The organism is Bradyrhizobium sp., from assembly GCF_035309285.1.
GTDB lineage: Bacteria > Pseudomonadota > Alphaproteobacteria > Rhizobiales > Xanthobacteraceae > Bradyrhizobium.
On the sequence record NZ_DATGFH010000096.1, the window covers coordinates 19,783 to 37,944 of the forward strand.

Consider the following 18,162-nt stretch of genomic DNA (forward strand, 5'->3'; position numbering starts at 1 on the left):
GCGACGCATTTGCCGCCGGACTCGGAGTACCTCAACTGTCAAACGCCCGGTTGGTTCCCGCTGGCAGGCGGCTTTTTTAATGTTTCTAAGGATTTCCAGGCTCGCGGCGCCGACAAGGTTAACGCGCTGGCCGAGGTTCAACTCAGACGGGGTTCGCGCGGGGAGACCTGGTCAGGCGGATCTGGCGCGCGGCTGCGGCCTGAGACCGCCCTTGACCTCGATGAAGCCGATGATGCGGTCCAGCCCCTGGCTCGTCTTCAGGTTGGTCATGACGAACGGCCGCTCGCCGCGCATCCGCCGCGCGTCGGCGTCCATCTTCTCCAGCGACGCGCCGACATAGGGCGCGAGATCGATCTTGTTGATGACCAGGAGGTCGGAGCGGGTGATTCCGGGGCCGCCCTTGGACGGAATCTTGTCGCCGGCCGCGACGTCGATGACGTAGATCGTGAGGTCGGCGAGTTCAGGCGAGAACGTGGCGGCCAGATTGTCGCCGCCGGATTCGATCAGCACCAGATCGAGATCGGGGAATTTGGCGCGCATGTCGGCCACCGCCGCGAGATTCATCGAGGCGTCCTCGCGGATCGCGGTGTGCGGGCAACCGCCGGTCTCGACGCCGGCGATGCGGTCGGGTGTCAACGAGCCCGAGCGCACCAGGAATTCAGCATCCCATTTTGTGTAGATGTCGTTGGTGATCGCCGCGATGTCGTAATGCTCGCGCATCGACTTGCAGAGCAGATCCATCAGCGCAGTCTTGCCGGAGCCGACAGGACCGCCGACGCCAATTCTGAGCGGGCCATGAGATTTGGACATATCGAACATCACTCCACTGTCGTCCCCGCGAAAGCGGGGACCCTTAACCACGGAAGCCGGTTACCGCGACCTATTTTAGCCGCAGCGTCGCATAACCGCGAGCGCCTGTGGTTATGGGTCCCGGCTCGCACTCGCGTTGCTCGCCTGGCCGGGACGACGGCGGAGTAACTCTTCATGACCGAAACAGCCTCGTATATTGCGTCTCGTGGTGGAGGCTGGCGAGATCGGCGCGGAATGTCCCGCTGCCAAGATCGTCGAGGCTTGCGTCAATCGCGCGCCTCGCGGTCGCAGCCACAGCACCCTCCAGCGCCGCCAGCACGCGCTGGCTGTCGGTCTGCCCGAGCGGAATGAGGCGCGCACCCGCCGAGATCCAGTTCGACACGAGGGCATGCAGAAATGCGTGCACGCTGGGCTCGAGCGGGATCGCGTGCGCGGCGCTGACGATGCCGACCGCAACGGGATAGACGATTGTGCCGCCGCATTGCGCGATCACCTGATCGAGCCCATCGCAATCCCAGGCAGCGCGTGCGATCTCGACGAAGGCGCGGCCCTGGGTCGAGGTTTCCAGTTGCCGCTCCCGCGACGGCACGAAAGCCGCCGCAAGCTCGGCGACCTCGCGCAAGGCCCTCGCGTTGTCGGCTTCGACCGCGCGATGCGCCGCCGCCAAAAACACCGCGTCGCAAAAACCGGAACCGTCGGCAAGCATTGCGGCGAGCCACTCCCGGAGCGAAGCGGCATCACCGATGTCGCCGGCCTCGACCGCCCATTCAAGGCCACTGGAATAGGAGAAGCCGCCGACCGGAAAGGACGGCGACAGCCATGTCATCAGCCGATATAGCGCCGCCTGGTCAACCTCCGTCATCGCGCTGCGGCCGTCGACCGGCGGCGGCTCATTCGTGGTCATGAGCATGGGAATGGCCGTGATGATGCTCGTCCCCGCCATGGTCGTGATGGTGGCGGCCATGATCATGATGGTGATGATGGTCGTCGTGATCATGGTGATGATGATGGTCATGGTCGTGCGCGTGATCATGGCCGGTGTGACCATGCTCCTCATGCGCATGACCATGCGCCGGACCTGCATAGGCGCCGCCCTCAGGATCGAACGGCGCCTCGATCTCGATGACGCGTGCGCCCAGCCCTTTGACCATCGCCTCGATGACGTGATCGCGGCGGATGCGCAGGCCCCTGGGCATGATCTGGGTCGGCAGATGACGATTGCCGAGATGCCAGGCGACCCGGATCAGATGATGCGGGTCGCTTCCCTTGATCTCGAGCAGCGGCTCGGGCGCGGCCACCACCTCGATCAGCCTGCCGTCCTCGAGCACCAGGGCGTCGCCGCCGCGCAGCGCGACGGCGTTCTCGAGGTCGAGCAGGAACTCCAGTCCGCGCGTGCCCGTCATCGCCATGCGCCGCCGGTGCCGGTCGTCGAAATCGAGCACGATGGTGTCGGCCGGCGCTTCGGTCCAGCGATGCTGTCCCAGGACCTTGGTCGCGCGGATCATGCGGAAATCTTGTCGACCTTGGCTTCGCTGATGATCTCGATCACCGTCGGCGAAGCCTTCAGCGGCGCGGACAATTCGCGCCACACTTTCATATGCGGTGCCCGCGCATGCGCGTTGAGGTCCTCGCGACTTTCCCAGCGCTCGACCACCACATAGACGTTGGGGTCGTTCACGCTGGTATGGCCTTCATAGGAGAGGCAGCCCGTTTCCTTGCGCGTCTCGGCAATGCAGGCTTTGTGGCCCTTGATAAAAGCCTCTCGGCCTTCAGGCTTCATTTGCGTGGTGGCGACAACATAGATCATGGAAAGCTCTCCCTTGCTTCTTGTTATGTCTTTGCCTTTTAGAACATGAAATAGCGCTGCGCCAAGGGCAGCACCTCGGCCGGCTCGCAGGTCAGGAGCTCGCCATCGGCGCGCACCTCATAGGTCTCCGGGTCCACCTCGATATTAGGCGTGGCGTCGTTATGGATCATGCTCTTTTTCGAGATCTTTCCGCGGGTATTTTGGACTGCGTGGAGCTGCTTGGTTATGCCGAGCTTGCGGCCGAGGTTGGCCGTCACCGCAGCCTTGGACGTAAACACCACGGATGAGGCTGTCAGGGACTTGCCGAAGGCGGCAAACATCGGCTGGTAGTGGACGGGCTGCGGCGTCGGGATCGACGCGTTCGGATCGCCCATGGGAGCGGCCACAATCGAACCGCCCTTGATCACGCATTCCGGCTTGACGCCGAAGAAAGCGGGCGACCACAGCACGAGGTCGGCCAGCTTGCCCTTCTCCACCGACCCAATCAGCTTCGAGACGCCATGCGCGATCGCGGGGTTGATGGTGTATTTGGCGATGTAGCGCTTGACGCGGAAATTGTCATTGTCCTTGCCCTTGTCCTGCGGAAGCGCGCCACGCTGCTTCTTCATCTTGTCGGCGGTCTGCCAGGTACGGATGATGACCTCGCCGAGCCGGCCCATGGCCTGCGAGTCCGACGACATCATCGAGAGCGCGCCGAGATCGTGCAGGATATCCTCCGCCGCGATGGTCTCCTTGCGGATGCGGCTTTCGGCAAAGGCGAGGTCTTCCGCGATGCCGGGATCGAGATGATGGCACACCATCAGCATGTCGAGATGCTCGTCGATGGTGTTGCGCGTGAACGGCCGCGTCGGGTTGGTCGAGGACGGCAGCACGTTCTTCAACCCCGCGATCTTGATGATGTCGGGCGCATGGCCGCCGCCGGCGCCCTCGGTGTGGAAGGCGTGGATGGTGCGGCCCTTGAATGCTTTGACCGTATCCTCGACGAATCCCGACTCGTTCAGCGTGTCGGTGTGGATCATCACCTGGATGTCGTAGTCATCGGCGACCGAAAGGCAATTGTCGATCGCTGCCGGCGTCGTGCCCCAGTCCTCATGCAGCTTCAGCGCACAGGCGCCGGCCTTGATCATCTCCTCCAGCGCGGCCGGTCGCGAGGCATTGCCCTTGCCGGAAATGCCGAGATTGACCGGAAAGGCGTCGAACGACTGGATCATCCGCGCCATGTGCCAGGGGCCTGGCGTACAGGTGGTGGCGTAGGTGCCGTGCGATGGGCCGGTGCCGCCGCCGAGCATTGAGGTGACGCCGCTCATCAGCGCGTGCTCGATCTGCTGCGGGCAGATGAAATGGATATGACTGTCGAAGCCGCCGGCGGTGAGAATTTTTCCCTCGCCCGCGATCACGTCGGTGCCGGGGCCGATGACGATGGTCACGCCGGGCTGGATGTCCGGGTTACCGGCCTTGCCGATGGCGCTGATATGGCCTTCCTTGATGGCAACGTCGGCCTTGACGATGCCCCAGTGATCCACGATCAGCGCATTGGTGATGACGGTGTCGGCCGCGCCCTGCTTGTTGGTCGCCTGCGACTGGCCCATGCCGTCCCGGATCACCTTGCCGCCGCCGAACTTCACCTCCTCGCCATAGGTGGTGAAATCCTTCTCCACCTCGATGATGAGATCGGTGTCGGCGAGCCGCACCTTGTCGCCGGTGGTGGGCCCGAACATGTCGGCATAGACGGAGCGTTTGATTTTCGTGCTCACAACGAGCTCCTCGCAAGCTTCACGGTTTTGTCAAAGGTCTGGTCGAGAAAGGCATTGCCGCCGCGGCAACCCGCGACAACCCGCTCGGCCCAATTGGTATAGTCGACGAGATCGTCACGCTCATCGGTGCTGGGATCGGCATGAATGCGCGCGCCGATATTGCTGATCTTGTCGGCGATCTTGATCAGCTTGGCGTCAGGCGATTTGTGCGAGGCATTGACGATCTGCAGCCGGCGACGCTCGGCCTTCGGCAGGCCCATGTCGTCAGTGCATTCGACGACGAGGGACGCCACGCGCTCGGAAAACCTTTCGGCCAGCTCCTCGCGCGTGGTCTCGGTATCCTCAAGGGTGTCATGGAGCCAACCGGCCGCGACAAGCTCCGCATCCGCGCCATCGGTCGCGGCCGAGAGCAGGTTCGCGACCTCGGCGAGGTGATTGATATAGGGCTCGTTGCCACGCCCCTTGCGCGCCATGCCGTTATGCCGGCGCGCGGCAAGCTCGGCAGCTTCAGAAACGAGACGCAGCGGCGCGAGCATTGCTTACTGGTCTCCCTGAAAGCCGTTCGTCTCAGGGCCAGCCGCATCATCGGACGTGTTCCCTCCACCCTTGCGGGGGAGGGCCAGGGAGGGGGGTGCCGCTTGCTCCGCTGCCTGAAGAATCGCGAGCGCAACACCCTCCAAATTCCGCATCACATCGTCATTTGTGAAGCGAAGCACGCGATAGCCGCGCGATGCGAACCAACGGTCGCCCATCTCATCATGACGGATGCGCCCCTCGAAATCATGGCTCTGGATCACGACGTGCATTCGCAGCTCACAGCTTTCCCATCACGTCGCCGCGGAAGCCGTAGACGGTGCGTTTTCCCGCGAGCGCCACCAGTTGCACCTCACGGGTCTGTCCCGGCTCGAAGCGCACCGCGGTGCCTGCGGCGATATCGAGCCGCATGCCGCGGGCTTTCTTGCGCTCGAACTTCAACGCCGGATTGGTCTCGAAGAAATGATAGTGCGAGCCGACCTGGATCGGGCGGTCACCGGTATTGGCAACCGTCAGCGTCACGGTCTTGCGGCCGGCATTGAGCTCGATCTCGCCGTCCTGGATGAACAATTCGCCGGGGATCATGAGGGGGCTCCTTCTGCCAAGCGAGCTTTGATGGCCGCGCGAGCTGCCGCCACCGCTGCATCGAATGTCCCTTCAAGAAACGGATTCAAGCCACGGCAACCGGCGATGACCTGCTCGGCCCAGACGACATAGTCCAGTATGCGATCGATGTCCCAGTCGCCCGGTGGATCAACTTCGAGCGCCCTGACGTTGCTGGTCGCGTCGGCGATCTTGAGCAACCTTGCGCGCCGGCTCTTGTGCGGCGTCATTGCGATCTGAAGCCGCTTCCGCTCCATTTTCGGCAGACTTTTATCGTCGGTCACCTCCATCACCAGGGAGGCTATCTCCGCGCCGAACAGCTCTCGTAGCTCGTCGATGCCGGTCCGTGTATCCTCAATCGTATCATGCAGAAAGCCGGCGGCAATCAGCACGGCATCGTCGCCCTCCGTCGCCTCGGAAAGCAGATCGGCGACTTCGGCAAGATGATTGACGTAGGGCTGGCGGCGCAATCCCTTGCGGCGCTGATCGGCATGCTTCTCCGCGGCGAAGCGGGCCGCGCGCGTCACCAGGCGTGTGCCTTCGGGCGTCATCGGATCGGCTCATGCACGGTGACGAGCTTGGTCCCATCCGGGAACGTCGCCTCGACCTGGATGTCGTGGATCATCTCGGGGATGCCGTCCATCACCTGCGCCCGGGTCAACACTTGCGCGCCGGCCTGCATCAGCTCGGCCACGGTGCGGCCATCGCGCGCGCCCTCGACGATGAAATCGGAAATGATGGCGACAGCTTCCGGATGGTTGAGCTTGACGCCGCGCTCCAGGCGCCGCCGCGCCACGATGGCCGCCATCGAAATCAGAAGCTTGTCCTTTTCGCGGGGAGACAGGTTCATGCGATATCTCTGCTTTTCGTCGATCCAAGTGAGCCAGACTAGGTGAGCCAAAGCCGCGGCAAGGCTCGGCCCGACGCGCGGCCGAGCACCGCCATCATATCGGTGCGCAGCCGCGCGGCATCTTGGGCACAGAAGCGGGCCATTGCAAATCCATTCCAGGCGGAGATGCCGACTTCGCCGGCAAAAGAATCCTGGACTTCGCGGATGCGCTCGACCAGCGCTTCGTCGCCCGGCACGATCAGCGCGGTGCCGATCGCGGCGGCACCGCTCGCAACGGCGGGCCGGGACAGTTTTTCGCCGATGTCGCCTTCGAGCCGCACGTTTTCCGCGAAGACGAGCTTGCCGCCGCGCCTCACGCGCCAGCAGTCGATGAACGCGCCATGACGCAACGTCTCCCCCATCGCGGCACGGCCAAACACCACGATTTCGCACAACAGCAGCGAGGCGGTCTCGGCGAGATCGATGTCGATCCGCCGCGCGATCCGCGCGCGGTCGAACAGGATGGTCTCCTGCGGCAGCCAGGCAAGATGCGCGCCTGCGGCTGCCTTGAGGGAGATGTTGAGCTCGGCAGGTTTGCCGATCGCGCGATAGACCTTTTCGGCCGCAGCCATTGTCAGCGTAAGGCGCGCGCCTTCGTGCGCAGCAATCTCGATATCAAAACGGTCGCCGCCGGCAACGCCGCCCGCCGTGTTGACGAACACCGCCGACAGACCCTCGTCCTCCGGCGAGGGGAAGCGCACGCGAAGCGAGCCGGATTCGTGCAGGTCGCCGCGCCGGGTAACGCCATCCCGCAGATAGACGCCAAGTCTCACCGCACCGCGGGCGCGGTTGGCGCTAAAGATGGCTGACGTCGCAGGCGCGATCTCCGTTTGCATCCGCTTCAACGCTCCCCACGGCGCCGCCGCGAACGGTCTATAGCGCCATCTGGCGGCTGATCTCGCCCGGATCGAGGCCCGCGCGGTCACAGGAATATTTGATCGCGCCCCGGTCCATGACCGCGAAAGTGTCGCCGAGCTCGCAGGCAAAGTCGAGATATTGCTCGACCAGCACGATCGCGATGTTGCCGAGATTGCGTAAATAGGAGATCGCGCGGCCGATGTCCTTGATGATGGAGGGCTGGATACCCTCGGTGGGCTCGTCGAGCAACAGCAGTTTTGGCCGCATCACCAGCGCGCGGCCGATCGCGAGTTGCTGTTGCTGGCCGCCGGAAAGGTCGCCGCCGCGGCGGCCCAGCATGGATTGCAGCACCGGAAACAGCGAGAACACGTCGTCGGGAATGTAGCGGTCATCGCGCTTCAAGGGACCAAAGCCGGTCTTGAGGTTTTCCTCGACCGTCAACAGCGGGAAGATCTCGCGGCCCTGCGGCACGAAGCCGATGCCGCGCCGCGCGCGCTCATACGGCTTGAGGCCGGTGATGTCGGCGCCATCGAACCGGATCGAGCCGGAGGCGATCGGATATTGGCCGACGAGGGAGCGCAACAGCGAGGTCTTGCCGACGCCGTTGCGTCCCAGCACGCAGGTGACCTTGCCGGGCTCGGCCGAGATCGATACGCCGCGCAGCGCCTGCGCCGCGCCGTAGTACAGGTTGATGTCCTTGACCTCGAGCATGGTCACTAGCGCCCCAGATAGACTTCAATCACGCGCTCGTTCGACGACACCTGGTCGATCGTGCCTTCCGCGAGCACCGAGCCTTCATGCAGGCAGGTGACCTTGACGCCGAGCTCGCGCACGAAGGTCATGTCGTGCTCGACCACCATCACGGTGTGATTCTTGTTGATCTCCTTCAGAAGCTCCGCGGTCAGATGCGTCTCGACGTCGGTCATCCCCGCGACGGGCTCGTCGACCAGAAGCAGCTTTGGGTCCTGCGCCAGCAGCATGCCGATCTCGAGCCACTGCTTCTGGCCGTGCGAGAGGCTTTCGGCCAGCCGATTGCGCGCATCGGTAAGGCGGATCGTCTCCAGCACCTTCTCGATACGCTCGGTCTCGCTCTTGCTCTCGCGCCAGAACAGCGTGCCGCGGACGCTGTGATCGACGTTGAGCGCGAGCAGGAGATTATCCTCGACCGTCTGGCTCTCGAATACGGTCGGCTTCTGGAACTTGCGGCCGATGCCGAGCTCGGCGATGCGGGTCTCGTCGAGCCGGGTCAGGTCGGTGACGCCGTCGAACAGCACGGTGCCTTCGTCCGGCCTGGTCTTGCCGGTGATGATATCCATCATCGTGGTCTTGCCGGCGCCGTTGGGGCCGATGATGGCCCGCATCTCGCCGGGCTCGAGCGTGAGCGACAGATTGTTGATGGCGTGGAAGCCGTCGAAGGAGACGTGCACCCCGTCGAGATAGAGCAGAGCCGAAGTCGCGCGGACATCCATGACGTTCATGCGTCTACTCCGCCCATCTTGGGTTCGCTGACGCCGTCTTCCGCCGCCGCGCTTGCCGCAGTCGGCGCGACCTGCCGCGCCTTGAAGGGCTGCCACCAGCTATTGAAGGTGCCGACGATCCCCTTCGGCAGCAGCAGCGTCACCAGGATGAACAGCGCGCCCAGCATGAACAGCCAGTAGGGCGCGAGCGGCCCGGAGGTGAAGTAGGTCTTGGCGTAGTTCACCACGATCGCGCCCAGCGCCGCGCCAACCAGCGTGCCGCGGCCGCCGACCGCGACCCAGATCACGGCCTCGATCGAATTGCCCGGCGCAAATTCGCTCGGGTTGATAATGCCGACCTGCGGCACATAAAGCGCGCCGGCGACGCCGGCCATGCAGGCCGACAGCGTGAACACGAACAGCTTGTAGGACTCGACGCGATATCCGATGAAGCGCGTGCGCGATTCGGCATCGCGGATGGCGATCAAGACCTTGCCGAGCTTTGAGGTCACCACCGCGCGGCAAATCACGAAGGCAATGATCAGCGCCAGACAGCTCAGGGCGAACAGCGTTGCGCGGGTCCCTTCTGCCTGCACGTTGAATCCGAGAATGTCCTTGAAGTCGGTCAGGCCGTTGTTGCCGCCGAAACCGAAATCGTTGCGGAAGAAGCCGAGCAGCAGCGCATACGTCATCGCCTGCGTGATGATCGAAAGGTAGACGCCGGTGACGCGCGAGCGGAAGGCGAACCAGCCGAAGCAGAAGGCGAGCAGACCCGGGACCAGCACCACCATGATCGCCGCAAACCAGAACATGTCGAAGCCGTTCCAGTACCAGGGCAGCTTCTGCCAGTTGAGGAACACCATGAAGTCCGGCAGGATCGGGTTGCCGTAGACGCCGCGGCTGCCGATCTGGCGCATCAGGTACATGCCCATGGCATAGCCGCCGAGCGCGAAGAAAGCGCCATGGCCGAGCGAGAGAATGCCGCAATAGCCCCAGATCAGGTCGATCGAAAGTGCCAGCACGGCGTAGCAGACATATTTGCCCCACAGCGCCACGAGATAGGTCGGCACGTGGAACGCCGACGCCGACGGCAGCAGCAGGTTCGAGAGCGGAATCAGGATGCCACAGGCAGCGACCACCAGGATGAAGAGGGTCGCCGCGCGATCGAGCGAGCGGGTGAGCATGTGCGCGGTCATGCTTCGACCGCCCGCCCCTTGAGCGCGAACAGCCCGCGCGGGCGCTTCTGAATGAACAGGATGATCAGGACCAGGATTGCGATCTTGCCGAGCACGGCGCCGGCGACCGGCTCCAGGAACTTGTTGGCGATGCCAAGCGAGAAGGCGCCGACCAGCGTGCCCCACAGATTACCCACGCCGCCGAACACCACGACCATGAAGCTGTCGATAATGTAGCTCTGGCCGAGATTGGGGCTGACATTGTCGATCTGCGACAGCGCGACACCGGCGATGCCGGCGATGCCGGAACCGAGGCCGAAGGTCAGCGCGTCGACGCGGGAGGTCGCAATGCCCATGGACGCCGCCATGCGCCGGTTCTGCGTGACCGCGCGCATTTGCAAGCCCAGCGAGGTGTAGCGCAGCATGACAAGCAGGATCGCAAAGACGGCGAGCGTGAAGCAGAGAATCCAGAGCCGGTTATAGGTGATGGTGATCTGGCCAAGCTCGAAGGCGCCGCTCATCCAGGAGGGGTTGCCGACCTCGCGGTTGGTCGGGCCGAAGGCGGTGCGCACGGCCTGTTGCAGCACCAGCGACAGGCCCCAGGTCGCAAGCAGCGTCTCCAGCGGCCGGCCATAGAGGAAGCGGATGATCGAACGCTCGATCAGGACGCCCACGGCACCCGCGACCAGGAAGGACAGCGGCACGGCGATGAAGAGCGAATAATCGAACAGGCCAGGATATTGGGTACGGATCACCTCCTGGACCACGAAGGTGGTGTAGGCCCCGAGCATCACCATCTCGCCATGGGCCATGTTGATGACGCCCATCACACCGAAGGTGATGGCAAGCCCGATCGCAGCAAGCAGCAGCACCGAGCCGAGCGACAGCCCGTACCAGGCGTTCTGCACGGCAGACCACATCGCAAGCCGGCTCTGGATCGAGGAGATGGCGGCGGATGCGGCCTTGGCAACCGACGGCGGCTGGCCGCTGCCGATGTCGTTCAGCATTGCCAGCGCTTCCTCATCGCCGCGGGAGCTGATCGTCGTGACCGCATCGAGCTTCTGCTTCTCCGTGGCGTCATCCTTGAACAGCAAAATGGCCGCGCGCGCCTGTTGCAGCGCGGCCTTGGCCGTGCCGTCGGTTTCCTTGGCCAATGCGCTTTCGACCGCCGGCAGCGCGGATTCCTCGCGCGACTTGAAGACTGACCTCGCCGCCGAAATCCGCGTTTCGAGGTCCGGCGACAAGAGGGTCAGGCCGCCGAGCGCCGCCTGAACGTGGCGTCGCAGCTTGTTGTTGAGACGCACCTCGGAGGCGTTGTCCGGCAAGCTATCGACGGGCGCGCCCGTCGCGGCATCGACGATCTTGCCGTCGGGCTGCTTGATGTAGACTTTCTTGGTGTCGGAATCGGCCATCAGCCGCTCGTCCTGAAGCGCGCTGATGATGGAGTAGGCACGCGGATTGCCCGATGCAGCGATCTCCGCAACCGCATCCGCGGTGTCGGAGAAGTCGTCATTGGCGAACTTGGCGACGGAGTCCTCGAACGGACCCGCGAAAGCCGGCGACGCGAAAGCGATCAGCAGAATCGAAAGCGCAAGCGTGCGCAAGCAGGCAAGGACGTTGGCGGACACTGGACGACCCCGGCAGGAGTGTGAAGGAAGGCGGCGACACCGCCGCCTTCCTCGCGTCTTGAGCTAAGCCCCGATCAGGAGCCTGAACCCAGGCACTTCTTGGTGACCGTGTTGTAGTTGCCGCACTTCAGCGTCACCCAGTCGGCCTCGAGATCCTTGGAACCCGGCAGATAGTCGGACCACGCATCGCCCGGGACCAGCTTCGCCTTCTTCGGATTGTCCGGCGAGACGATGTTGAACTGGCCGTCGGCACGGATTTCGCCGATGAAGACCGGCTTGGTGATGTGGTGGTTCGGCAGCATCTTGGCCATGCCGCCGGTGAGGTTCGGAACCTCGATGCCCGGCAGCGCAGCGATCACCTTGTCGGGATCGGTCGACTTCACCTTCTCGACCGCCTTCACCCACATGTTGAAGCCGATGTAGTGCGCCTCCATCGGATCGTTGGTGGTGCGCTTCGGATTCTTGGTGAAGTCGTGCCATTCCTTGATGAACTTCTCGTTCGCAGGCGTCTTGATCGACTCGAAGTAGTTCCAGGCGGCGAGGTGACCGACGAGCGGCTTGGTGTCGAGGCCAGCGAGCTCTTCCTCGCCCACCGAGAACGCGACCACCGGAATGTCGGTCGCCTTGATACCCTGGTTGCCGAGTTCCTTGTAGAAGGGAACGTTGGCGTCGCCGTTGATAGTCGAGACCACCGCGGTCTTCTTGCCGGCCGAGCCGAAGGTCTTGATCTTGGAGACCTCGGTCTGCCAGTCGGAGAAGCCGAACGGCGTGTAGTTGATCATGATGTCGTCGGCGGCAACGCCCTTCGACTTCAGATAGGCTTCCAGGATCTTGTTGGTGGTGCGCGGATAGACGTAGTCGGTGCCTTCCAGCACCCAGCGCTTCACCTTCTCTTCCTTCATCAGGTAGTCGACGGCGGGGATCGCCTGCTGGTTCGGCGCGGCGCCCGTATAGAACACGTTGCGCTCGGACTCCTCGCCCTCATACTGCACCGGATAGAACAGGATGTTGTTCAGCTCCTTGAACACCGGCAGCACGGATTTGCGCGACACCGAGGTCCAGCAGCCGAACACGACCGCGACCTTGTCCTTGGTGATGAGCTCGCGCGCTTTTTCGGCGAACAGCGGCCAGTTCGAAGCCGGGTCGACGACGACGGGCTCGAGCTTCTTGCCGAGCAAGCCGCCCTTCTTGTTCTGCTCGTCGATCAGCATCAGCATCACGTCCTTCAGCGTGGTTTCGCTGATTGCCATGGTGCCGGAAAGCGAGTGGAGAATGCCGATCTTGATGGTGTTGTCGTCGGCCTTGGCCGAGCTGAAGCCGGCCAAGCCGAGGGCGACGCCGGCGGCGGCCGCCAGCCAGCGGCGGCGGGTGAGCGGCCTCGCGAGTTGAGTGGTCTGAATAAGCATGAAGTGTCATCTCCCTGACGCAGACGTGAAAAACGCTGCGAAACGGCCCCACGGCCGCTTGCGTTAAGGGAATCGCAAGAACCATGCCATTGGCCGAAATCACGGTAAGGGCATGGAATAATTGAAGAATTAGCCGCCAATCGGCGTCCGGCCTGCCTATTATTTGATCGCATCAAATGTATGCTTAAGCGGCAAGCTGTCTATTTTATATGCAGGTATGATACTTTGGCTAAATTTCCGGCATAAGTTCTTTGGCGCCGCAACCTGCAATAGGCCAGCGATATGGGTTTTGCTCACCATGTAAGGCCAATCACCTTGAAAGCGCCGTGTTCGTAGGCCATATGTGGCTCCAGACCCAAGCGAATCGCTTGCAGCGAAGCGACCGGGTCGGCGCGAGCCGCGTGTTCTTAAGCCCCGTTTTGGCGGCTTCTGGCTTGCCCTTTCAGCCAACAACATCGACGCCCCCAACACGCGGGTGTTTTGACATGACGGCACCGCCCGGCGGCCAAAGCCGGGGCGTGACCCGTCCATATGGAAAGAACCAGCTTTTGACTTCCTTTCAGGATTTCGGCCTCGCCGACGCCATCGCGCGAGCGCTTCGAGAAGAGAACTACATCACCCCGACCCCGATCCAGGCCCAGACCATCCCGCTCGCGCTTTCCGGCCGCGACGTCGTGGGTATCGCCCAGACCGGCACCGGCAAGACCGCAGCCTTTGCGCTTCCGATCCTGCACCGCCTGCTGCAAAACCGCATCAAGCCGCAGCCGAAGACGGCCCGCGTGCTGGTGCTGAGCCCGACGCGCGAGCTGTCCGGACAGATCCTCGACAGCTTCAACGCCTATGGGCGCCACATCCGGCTCTCCTCGGCGCTCGCGATCGGCGGCGTGCCGATGGGCCGCCAGGTCCGCGCCGTCATGCCAGGCGTCGAGGTGCTGGTCGCCACTCCCGGCCGCCTGCTCGACCTCGTGCAGGGCAATGCGTTGAAGCTCGGCCAGGTCGAGTACCTGGTGCTGGATGAGGCCGACCGCATGCTCGACATGGGCTTCATCAACGACATCCGCAAGATCGTGGCCAAGCTGCCGATCAGGCGCCAGACGCTGTTCTTCTCGGCGACCATGCCGAAGGACATCGCCGAGCTGGCGGGAGCCATGCTGCGCGAGCCCGCGCGCGTGGCGGTGACGCCGGTGGCTTCCACGGCCGAGCGCATCACCCAGCGCATCATCCAGGTCGATCATGCAGCCAAATCAGCCTTCCTCGCCGAGCTCCTGCGCGGTGAGCCGATCGACCGCGCGCTGGTGTTCACCCGCACCAAGCACGGCGCCGACAAGGTGGTGAAGCAGCTTGCGAAAGCCGGCATCGCCGCCAACGCCATTCACGGCAACAAGTCGCAGAACCATCGCGAGCGGGTGCTGGCGGCTTTCCGCTCCGGTGCGGTCCGCACGCTGGTCGCGACCGACATCGCCGCCCGCGGCATCGACGTCGACGGCATCAGCCATGTCGTCAATTTTGATTTGCCCAACGTTCCCGAGACCTATGTGCACCGCATCGGCCGGACCGCACGCGCCGGCGCCGACGGGATTGCAGTCTCGCTCGTGGCCGGTGCCGAGGAACTCTCCTACCTGCGCGACATTGAACGGTTGATTCGGATGTCGCTGCCCCGCGAAGACCGCCGGACGGCCGGACGGCACGACACTGCCGCGGCTCCCACACCCGCCCAGCAGCACCACCGGGGTGGCCGGCCGGCGCCGCGGCCGCATGCAGGGCGTCCCCATGACGGTGCATCGGCGTCGAAAGGCCCTCGCCGTCACCGCCGTGGTGGTGGTAATAAGGGCGCTCCGCAAATCAACCGTCAGGAGCCGAACCGTTCGCCAGCGAGCGGCAAGGCCGAGGGACTACAGGGCGTGGCATTTTTGCACCGCGAAAGTCGACCGAACCACAAACCCAACCGCAACCAGCAACCCAACTAGCCGTCCACCGATCTGGAGCGAACCATGGCTAAAGAAGAGCTGATCCAGTTCGAAGGACTGGTCACCGAAATCCTCCCCGACGCACGCTACCGTGTGCAACTCGATGCAGGCCACGAGATCGTCGCCTACACCGCCGGCAAGATGAAGAAAAATCGCATCAAGACGCTGGCCGGCGACCGCGTGACGATCGAGATGTCGCCCTACGACCTCGAAAAAGGCCGCTTGATTTTCCGCCACAAGGACGAACGTCCGAGCGCGGCGCCGGGCGGGGCATCGCGCGGCGCACCGCGCGGTGGCCAGTTCCGTCGGCGATAAACCGACGTTTTCTTGTTGGCTTTAAGGCTGTGCATGACAACATGGTGTCATTGCGCGGCCCGGCGCGTACGCGAAAAATTCGCGCACCTCAGGATTGTTTTGAACGCCTGCTTCCCATAATATGGGAGACAATCGATTTTCGGCCGGACGACATTAGCTATCCACCGGTACAGCCGGTTTAGACGCTGACGACCCTTCCAAAAATTCGATCTCGCCAGCCCGCGATGAGTGGGTTTTCGACAGTCTATACCTGAGAAGGGACTATCCCGTGAGCATGGGAACCGTGAAATGGTTTAACGCAACCAAGGGCTATGGCTTCATCCAGCCGGATGACGGCGGCAACGATGTGTTCGTGCACATCTCGGCCGTTGAACGGGCCGGGCTCGGCACGTTGCGTGAAGGCCAGAAGATCTCCTACGAGATCGTGGCGGATCGCCGCTCTGGCAAGTCGTCGGCCGACAATCTGCGCGCCGCCAACTGAGCGATCTGGCAAGGCCTGGAGCCTTGCAGGATTGCGCCTGAGAGAGTTCGAGAATGCCAAAAGGCCGCGCCTCTAGCGCGGCCTTTTTCCTGCGCCTTGCGCAAGGGTCATGTCTGCGGACAAGCGTTGCCGGGGTTAGTCAGCTGGGGCTGGAGGTTATAGGTGATGCACAAGGCCTGGCGTGGCCGCGTATACGAGACGTCGTTCAGAGTGACGCTGTTCTTCAGCACGTAGCCGATGGTGGGCACGTATTGGTAGCTCACCTCGCTGAAGATCAGATAGGTCTTCTTGACCAGGAGCTGGGTGGGGACGACGCTCGTCACGTCGTCGCCAGCGTTGCGCGGGGAAGTGACCATCGTCGACTGTGAGGCGCCCTTCCCGATGATGGCGGCCTTGCTCCATTGAATCTTGGCGACACCGGTCGAGTCGACGTAGATTTCCGACAGAGTCAATTTTTCCGGCGACGGGTCATAACCCGCCATGATTCCGATGCTGGCGTCAAAATTGTTCTGCAGGTCGGGGTCGGCAATCACCGCTACGTTGTTATAGGTATTGCTGTTGGCCGTCGATGATTGCTGCGAGGTCAGGTCACTCAGGGTCCGCGCCGTCAGCGTGACCTTGCGGTCGATGGCCACCGCCGAGCAGAACTCGACCGTGCCGAAGAACGCCAGCAGCATGATTGGCAAAATGATCGCAAATTCCGTCGCCGCAAGGCCGCGGCAATCGCCCAAAAGGTCGGTGAAACGCCGTCTGGATCGCATGCGACCGGAAATGATGGCCTTCATCGTGCCGCCTATGAGCATGGGGTGCCAGCCATGAAAGGCTCGTTCTTGAAGGCGGCCGAAGCAATCAAGAGGCGCTGATCGTTCGCCATGTTCGCAATGTTGTAGCCGAGCCCGGTGACGAAGAGCTGCCAGGGATAGAACACCCGAACCACCACGGTGCAACCCGCACCACCGGGGTTGTACCCCAGGCCGTTGGTGGTGAAATTGCCGTTGCCGTCGATCTGGTTGGAGAATGTGATCTGCGAGAACTGGCTGTAGCTCTCCACGTCGACGGCGATGTTGTTGCAGTTGAACAGCGCCGGGATCTGGCTGCAGACATAGTCGTGAAAATTCTGCTGGGTATAGTTGGCGTTCTGCGCCTGTCCGGTCAGGATCATCCGCGCGGCATCCTGCGTGATGGTCTCGAGCACCTGGCTCGCGAAAAACATCAGCGCGGTCTCGAGAATCGCAAACAGGAGCACGAGAAAGACCGGCGCCACGATCGCAAATTCCAGCGCAGACGCTCCACTGCGGTTGCGCCGGAAGCGGCGCAGGAGCCTTGCGAAGGACACGAGCAGCGACATCGAACAATCCCCTGATCGATCCTGGACGAGGACAACGATCACTTAAGGGGCGAGCATTAGCTGAAACTGATTGTGGAAGTGTTTCGCGCAATTGGCGCAAAGCCGCCCAGCCGGTTAGGAGATCGTTAACCAGCCGCGCGGCGGCAATGGCGCCGCGCGCGGTCGCAGCGGCGGGGCTATTTGTTGGCGGTGGCCGAGCCGCTCGCCTGCGTGCTCAGCGCATTGGCCTGATCGCTCACCGACTTGAAATAGCTGTCGCCATCGCCGAGCGTCATGCGGCGCTGGCAGACCGGCGTGCAACTATAGGTCTCGCGATCGACGCCGCGATATACGGTGACGAGCTCCTCGGTCGGCCCCTCGACCTGGATCTCGCGGTCCACCAGCACCTCGCCGGTGCTGTCCATGGCGATGAAATTGGTCGCGCCGTAGCCCTTGCCCGTCACCACGACGACGCCGCCGTTCTGCAGGGTGACGTCGGCGATCAGCGGGTTGCCGACCACGATGGTGGCGACCTTGGCCGGCAGCTTCACGAGTCTGGCCTGGTCGACATTGACGGCGATGGCGTCCGGTGCAGCCTCGGCCAATGACGCCAAGGGCCAGAGCAGAGCCCCGACCGCCAGAACGAACAGGGGACGTGCAGGATTACGCAGGAAACTCAACAACATACTCAACCCCGGGGCGTTGACGAGCCGGCAAAAGCGATACGCAGCGGAACCGGCGCCCGACGCGGCGAGTGTGGCCTCAATTCATGAAGGAAGGGCAAATATAGCCGTCGCAGGTTGATGCATCGCGCGTTTTGTCATTTGGGCGCGCGGATATGCACCACGGCGTTGTCGTCGGCATAGATCCGCTGCCAGCCCGGAGCATGATCCATGAAGGTCACGGCCGGCGTTGCCGGCGTCAGCACCACCGCATCGATGTCATAGGTCTTGAGCAGGGCGAGCAGCACATTGACGTCCTTGAGCTGCATCGCGCGGTAATAGGCCATGACGAAAGGTTCGCCATAAAGCTCGGCACGCCCGTCGATGAAGACCGGAATGCCCCGCGCGATGAAATAGCCCGCAAAGGGAAGATCATTGAGGATGCGTTTGGCATGGCGGGCTTTCAGCACATTGAGAGCCGCTGCCGGC

At 63.1% G+C, this 18,162-nt stretch carries 22 protein-coding genes and 1 pseudogene; 3 read left to right on the plus strand and 20 right to left on the minus strand.

Features of this window, described 5'->3' with window-relative positions; translation table 11 throughout:
* Window positions 1–171 precede the first annotated feature (171 nt).
* The 16 genes from ureG to urtA all read right to left on the minus strand — a co-directional run bounded on the left by ureG (window position 172) and on the right by urtA (window position 12,921).
* Entirely contained in the window at window positions 172–810 is a 639-nt protein-coding gene (ureG, locus tag VKR55_RS19180; protein ID WP_324405683.1) for an urease accessory protein UreG, read from the minus strand.
* Between the two features lie 172 nt (window positions 811–982).
* Window positions 983–1,720, minus strand: coding sequence for an urease accessory protein UreF (locus VKR55_RS19185; protein ID WP_324405719.1), 738 nt, complete (start codon window positions 1,718–1,720; stop codon window positions 983–985).
* On the minus strand, window positions 1,701–2,315 hold the full coding sequence (gene ureE / locus VKR55_RS19190; protein WP_324405685.1) for an urease accessory protein UreE: 615 nt from the start codon (window positions 2,313–2,315) through the stop codon (window positions 1,701–1,703). Before ureE ends, VKR55_RS19185 begins: the two co-directional genes overlap by 20 nt.
* Window positions 2,312–2,617 carry a putative quinol monooxygenase gene (locus tag VKR55_RS19195; protein WP_324405687.1) on the minus strand — a complete coding sequence of 102 codons (306 nt, stop codon included), beginning with the start codon at window positions 2,615–2,617 and terminating at the stop codon, window positions 2,312–2,314. Before VKR55_RS19195 ends, ureE begins: the two co-directional genes overlap by 4 nt.
* Before the next feature lie 38 nt (window positions 2,618–2,655).
* Complete coding sequence (ureC, locus tag VKR55_RS19200) at window positions 2,656–4,371, minus strand: urease subunit alpha (protein ID WP_324405689.1); 1,716 nt, start codon at window positions 4,369–4,371, stop codon at window positions 2,656–2,658.
* Entirely contained in the window at window positions 4,368–4,907 is a 540-nt protein-coding gene (locus VKR55_RS19205) for an HD domain-containing protein (RefSeq protein ID WP_324405691.1), read from the minus strand. The genes ureC and VKR55_RS19205 overlap by 4 nt, the downstream gene beginning before the upstream one ends.
* A 3-nt stretch (window positions 4,908–4,910) precedes the next feature.
* Window positions 4,911–5,177 carry an endonuclease domain-containing protein gene (locus tag VKR55_RS19210; protein ID WP_324405692.1) on the minus strand — a complete coding sequence of 89 codons (267 nt, stop codon included), beginning with the start codon at window positions 5,175–5,177 and terminating at the stop codon, window positions 4,911–4,913.
* 7 nt (window positions 5,178–5,184) lie between these two features.
* Complete coding sequence (locus VKR55_RS19215; RefSeq protein ID WP_324405693.1) at window positions 5,185–5,490, minus strand: urease subunit beta; 306 nt, start codon at window positions 5,488–5,490, stop codon at window positions 5,185–5,187.
* The gene (locus VKR55_RS19220; protein WP_324405695.1) at window positions 5,487–6,059 is read right to left on the minus strand and encodes an HD domain-containing protein; all 573 of its coding nucleotides are present in this window, start codon (window positions 6,057–6,059) and stop codon (window positions 5,487–5,489) included. The genes VKR55_RS19215 and VKR55_RS19220 overlap by 4 nt, the downstream gene beginning before the upstream one ends.
* Entirely contained in the window at window positions 6,056–6,358 is a 303-nt protein-coding gene (locus VKR55_RS19225; RefSeq protein ID WP_324405697.1) for an urease subunit gamma, read from the minus strand. Before VKR55_RS19225 ends, VKR55_RS19220 begins: the two co-directional genes overlap by 4 nt.
* Before the next feature lie 38 nt (window positions 6,359–6,396).
* Window positions 6,397–7,233 carry an urease accessory protein UreD gene (locus tag VKR55_RS19230; RefSeq protein ID WP_324405699.1) on the minus strand — a complete coding sequence of 279 codons (837 nt, stop codon included), beginning with the start codon at window positions 7,231–7,233 and terminating at the stop codon, window positions 6,397–6,399.
* A 37-nt stretch (window positions 7,234–7,270) separates the two neighbouring features.
* Window positions 7,271–7,966 (minus strand): urea ABC transporter ATP-binding subunit UrtE, encoded by a 696-nt coding sequence (gene urtE, locus VKR55_RS19235; protein ID WP_324405701.1) that lies wholly within the window; start codon window positions 7,964–7,966, stop codon window positions 7,271–7,273.
* 5 nt (window positions 7,967–7,971) lie between these two features.
* Window positions 7,972–8,733, minus strand: a complete 762-nt coding sequence (gene urtD, locus VKR55_RS19240; protein ID WP_324405703.1) for an urea ABC transporter ATP-binding protein UrtD — start codon at window positions 8,731–8,733, stop codon at window positions 7,972–7,974.
* The gene (gene urtC / locus VKR55_RS19245; RefSeq protein WP_324405705.1) at window positions 8,730–9,908 is read right to left on the minus strand and encodes an urea ABC transporter permease subunit UrtC; all 1,179 of its coding nucleotides are present in this window, start codon (window positions 9,906–9,908) and stop codon (window positions 8,730–8,732) included. Before urtC ends, urtD begins: the two co-directional genes overlap by 4 nt.
* Window positions 9,905–11,515 carry an urea ABC transporter permease subunit UrtB gene (urtB, locus tag VKR55_RS19250; RefSeq protein WP_324405707.1) on the minus strand — a complete coding sequence of 537 codons (1,611 nt, stop codon included), beginning with the start codon at window positions 11,513–11,515 and terminating at the stop codon, window positions 9,905–9,907. Before urtB ends, urtC begins: the two co-directional genes overlap by 4 nt.
* A 74-nt stretch (window positions 11,516–11,589) precedes the next feature.
* Window positions 11,590–12,921 carry an urea ABC transporter substrate-binding protein gene (urtA, locus tag VKR55_RS19255; RefSeq protein ID WP_324405709.1) on the minus strand — a complete coding sequence of 444 codons (1,332 nt, stop codon included), beginning with the start codon at window positions 12,919–12,921 and terminating at the stop codon, window positions 11,590–11,592.
* Between the two features lie 548 nt (window positions 12,922–13,469).
* Between urtA and VKR55_RS19260 the strand changes: the two genes are divergently transcribed.
* The 3 genes from VKR55_RS19260 to VKR55_RS19270 all read left to right on the plus strand — a co-directional run bounded on the left by VKR55_RS19260 (window position 13,470) and on the right by VKR55_RS19270 (window position 15,684).
* On the plus strand, window positions 13,470–14,888 hold the full coding sequence (locus tag VKR55_RS19260) for a DEAD/DEAH box helicase (RefSeq protein WP_324405721.1): 1,419 nt from the start codon (window positions 13,470–13,472) through the stop codon (window positions 14,886–14,888).
* A 24-nt stretch (window positions 14,889–14,912) separates the two neighbouring features.
* Window positions 14,913–15,203, plus strand: a complete 291-nt coding sequence (gene infA / locus VKR55_RS19265) for a translation initiation factor IF-1 (protein WP_324405710.1) — start codon at window positions 14,913–14,915, stop codon at window positions 15,201–15,203.
* A 268-nt stretch (window positions 15,204–15,471) separates the two neighbouring features.
* Window positions 15,472–15,684, plus strand: a complete 213-nt coding sequence (locus VKR55_RS19270; RefSeq protein ID WP_006612155.1) for a cold-shock protein — start codon at window positions 15,472–15,474, stop codon at window positions 15,682–15,684.
* A gap of 107 nt (window positions 15,685–15,791) precedes the next feature.
* Here the strand turns inward: VKR55_RS19270 and VKR55_RS19275 are convergent, their stop codons facing one another.
* The 4 genes and pseudogenes from VKR55_RS19275 to VKR55_RS19290 all read right to left on the minus strand — a co-directional run.
* Window positions 15,792–16,469, minus strand: a complete 678-nt coding sequence (locus tag VKR55_RS19275; RefSeq protein WP_324405717.1) for a TadE/TadG family type IV pilus assembly protein — start codon at window positions 16,467–16,469, stop codon at window positions 15,792–15,794.
* An 8-nt stretch (window positions 16,470–16,477) separates the two neighbouring features.
* Complete coding sequence (locus VKR55_RS19280; RefSeq protein WP_324405718.1) at window positions 16,478–17,032, minus strand: TadE/TadG family type IV pilus assembly protein; 555 nt, start codon at window positions 17,030–17,032, stop codon at window positions 16,478–16,480.
* Window positions 17,033–17,208: 176 nt separating this feature from the next.
* Window positions 17,209–17,697, minus strand: coding sequence for a pilus assembly protein N-terminal domain-containing protein (locus VKR55_RS19285; RefSeq protein WP_414642397.1), 489 nt, complete (start codon window positions 17,695–17,697; stop codon window positions 17,209–17,211).
* Window positions 17,698–17,831: 134 nt separating this feature from the next.
* Window positions 17,832–18,162 (minus strand): annotated as a pseudogene (locus VKR55_RS19290) (hypothetical protein); the annotation flags it as partial.

Coding starts and splice junctions, on each gene's coding strand:
- urtA (WP_324405709.1), bottom strand. CDS start 12,921: ATGCTTATTCAGACCACTCAACTCGCGAGGCCGCTCACCCGCCGCCGC.
- urtE (WP_324405701.1), bottom strand. CDS start 7,966: ATGCTCGAGGTCAAGGACATCAACCTGTACTACGGCGCGGCGCAGGCG.
- VKR55_RS19215 (WP_324405693.1), bottom strand. CDS start 5,490: ATGATCCCCGGCGAATTGTTCATCCAGGACGGCGAGATCGAGCTCAAT.
- urtD (WP_324405703.1), bottom strand. CDS start 8,733: ATGAACGTCATGGATGTCCGCGCGACTTCGGCTCTGCTCTATCTCGAC.
- VKR55_RS19275 (WP_324405717.1), bottom strand. CDS start 16,469: ATGAAGGCCATCATTTCCGGTCGCATGCGATCCAGACGGCGTTTCACC.
- VKR55_RS19185 (WP_324405719.1), bottom strand. CDS start 1,720: ATGCTCATGACCACGAATGAGCCGCCGCCGGTCGACGGCCGCAGCGCG.
- VKR55_RS19280 (WP_324405718.1), bottom strand. CDS start 17,032: ATGTCGCTGCTCGTGTCCTTCGCAAGGCTCCTGCGCCGCTTCCGGCGC.
- VKR55_RS19225 (WP_324405697.1), bottom strand. CDS start 6,358: ATGAACCTGTCTCCCCGCGAAAAGGACAAGCTTCTGATTTCGATGGCG.
- urtC (WP_324405705.1), bottom strand. CDS start 9,908: ATGACCGCGCACATGCTCACCCGCTCGCTCGATCGCGCGGCGACCCTC.
- VKR55_RS19205 (WP_324405691.1), bottom strand. CDS start 4,907: ATGCTCGCGCCGCTGCGTCTCGTTTCTGAAGCTGCCGAGCTTGCCGCG.
- VKR55_RS19210 (WP_324405692.1), bottom strand. CDS start 5,177: ATGCACGTCGTGATCCAGAGCCATGATTTCGAGGGGCGCATCCGTCAT.
- ureG (WP_324405683.1), bottom strand. CDS start 810: ATGTCCAAATCTCATGGCCCGCTCAGAATTGGCGTCGGCGGTCCTGTC.
- VKR55_RS19220 (WP_324405695.1), bottom strand. CDS start 6,059: ATGACGCCCGAAGGCACACGCCTGGTGACGCGCGCGGCCCGCTTCGCC.
- VKR55_RS19285 (WP_414642397.1), bottom strand. CDS start 17,697: ATGTTGTTGAGTTTCCTGCGTAATCCTGCACGTCCCCTGTTCGTTCTG.
- ureE (WP_324405685.1), bottom strand. CDS start 2,315: ATGATCCGCGCGACCAAGGTCCTGGGACAGCATCGCTGGACCGAAGCG.
- infA (WP_324405710.1), top strand. CDS start 14,913: ATGGCTAAAGAAGAGCTGATCCAGTTCGAAGGACTGGTCACCGAAATC.
- VKR55_RS19195 (WP_324405687.1), bottom strand. CDS start 2,617: ATGATCTATGTTGTCGCCACCACGCAAATGAAGCCTGAAGGCCGAGAG.
- VKR55_RS19230 (WP_324405699.1), bottom strand. CDS start 7,233: ATGCAAACGGAGATCGCGCCTGCGACGTCAGCCATCTTTAGCGCCAAC.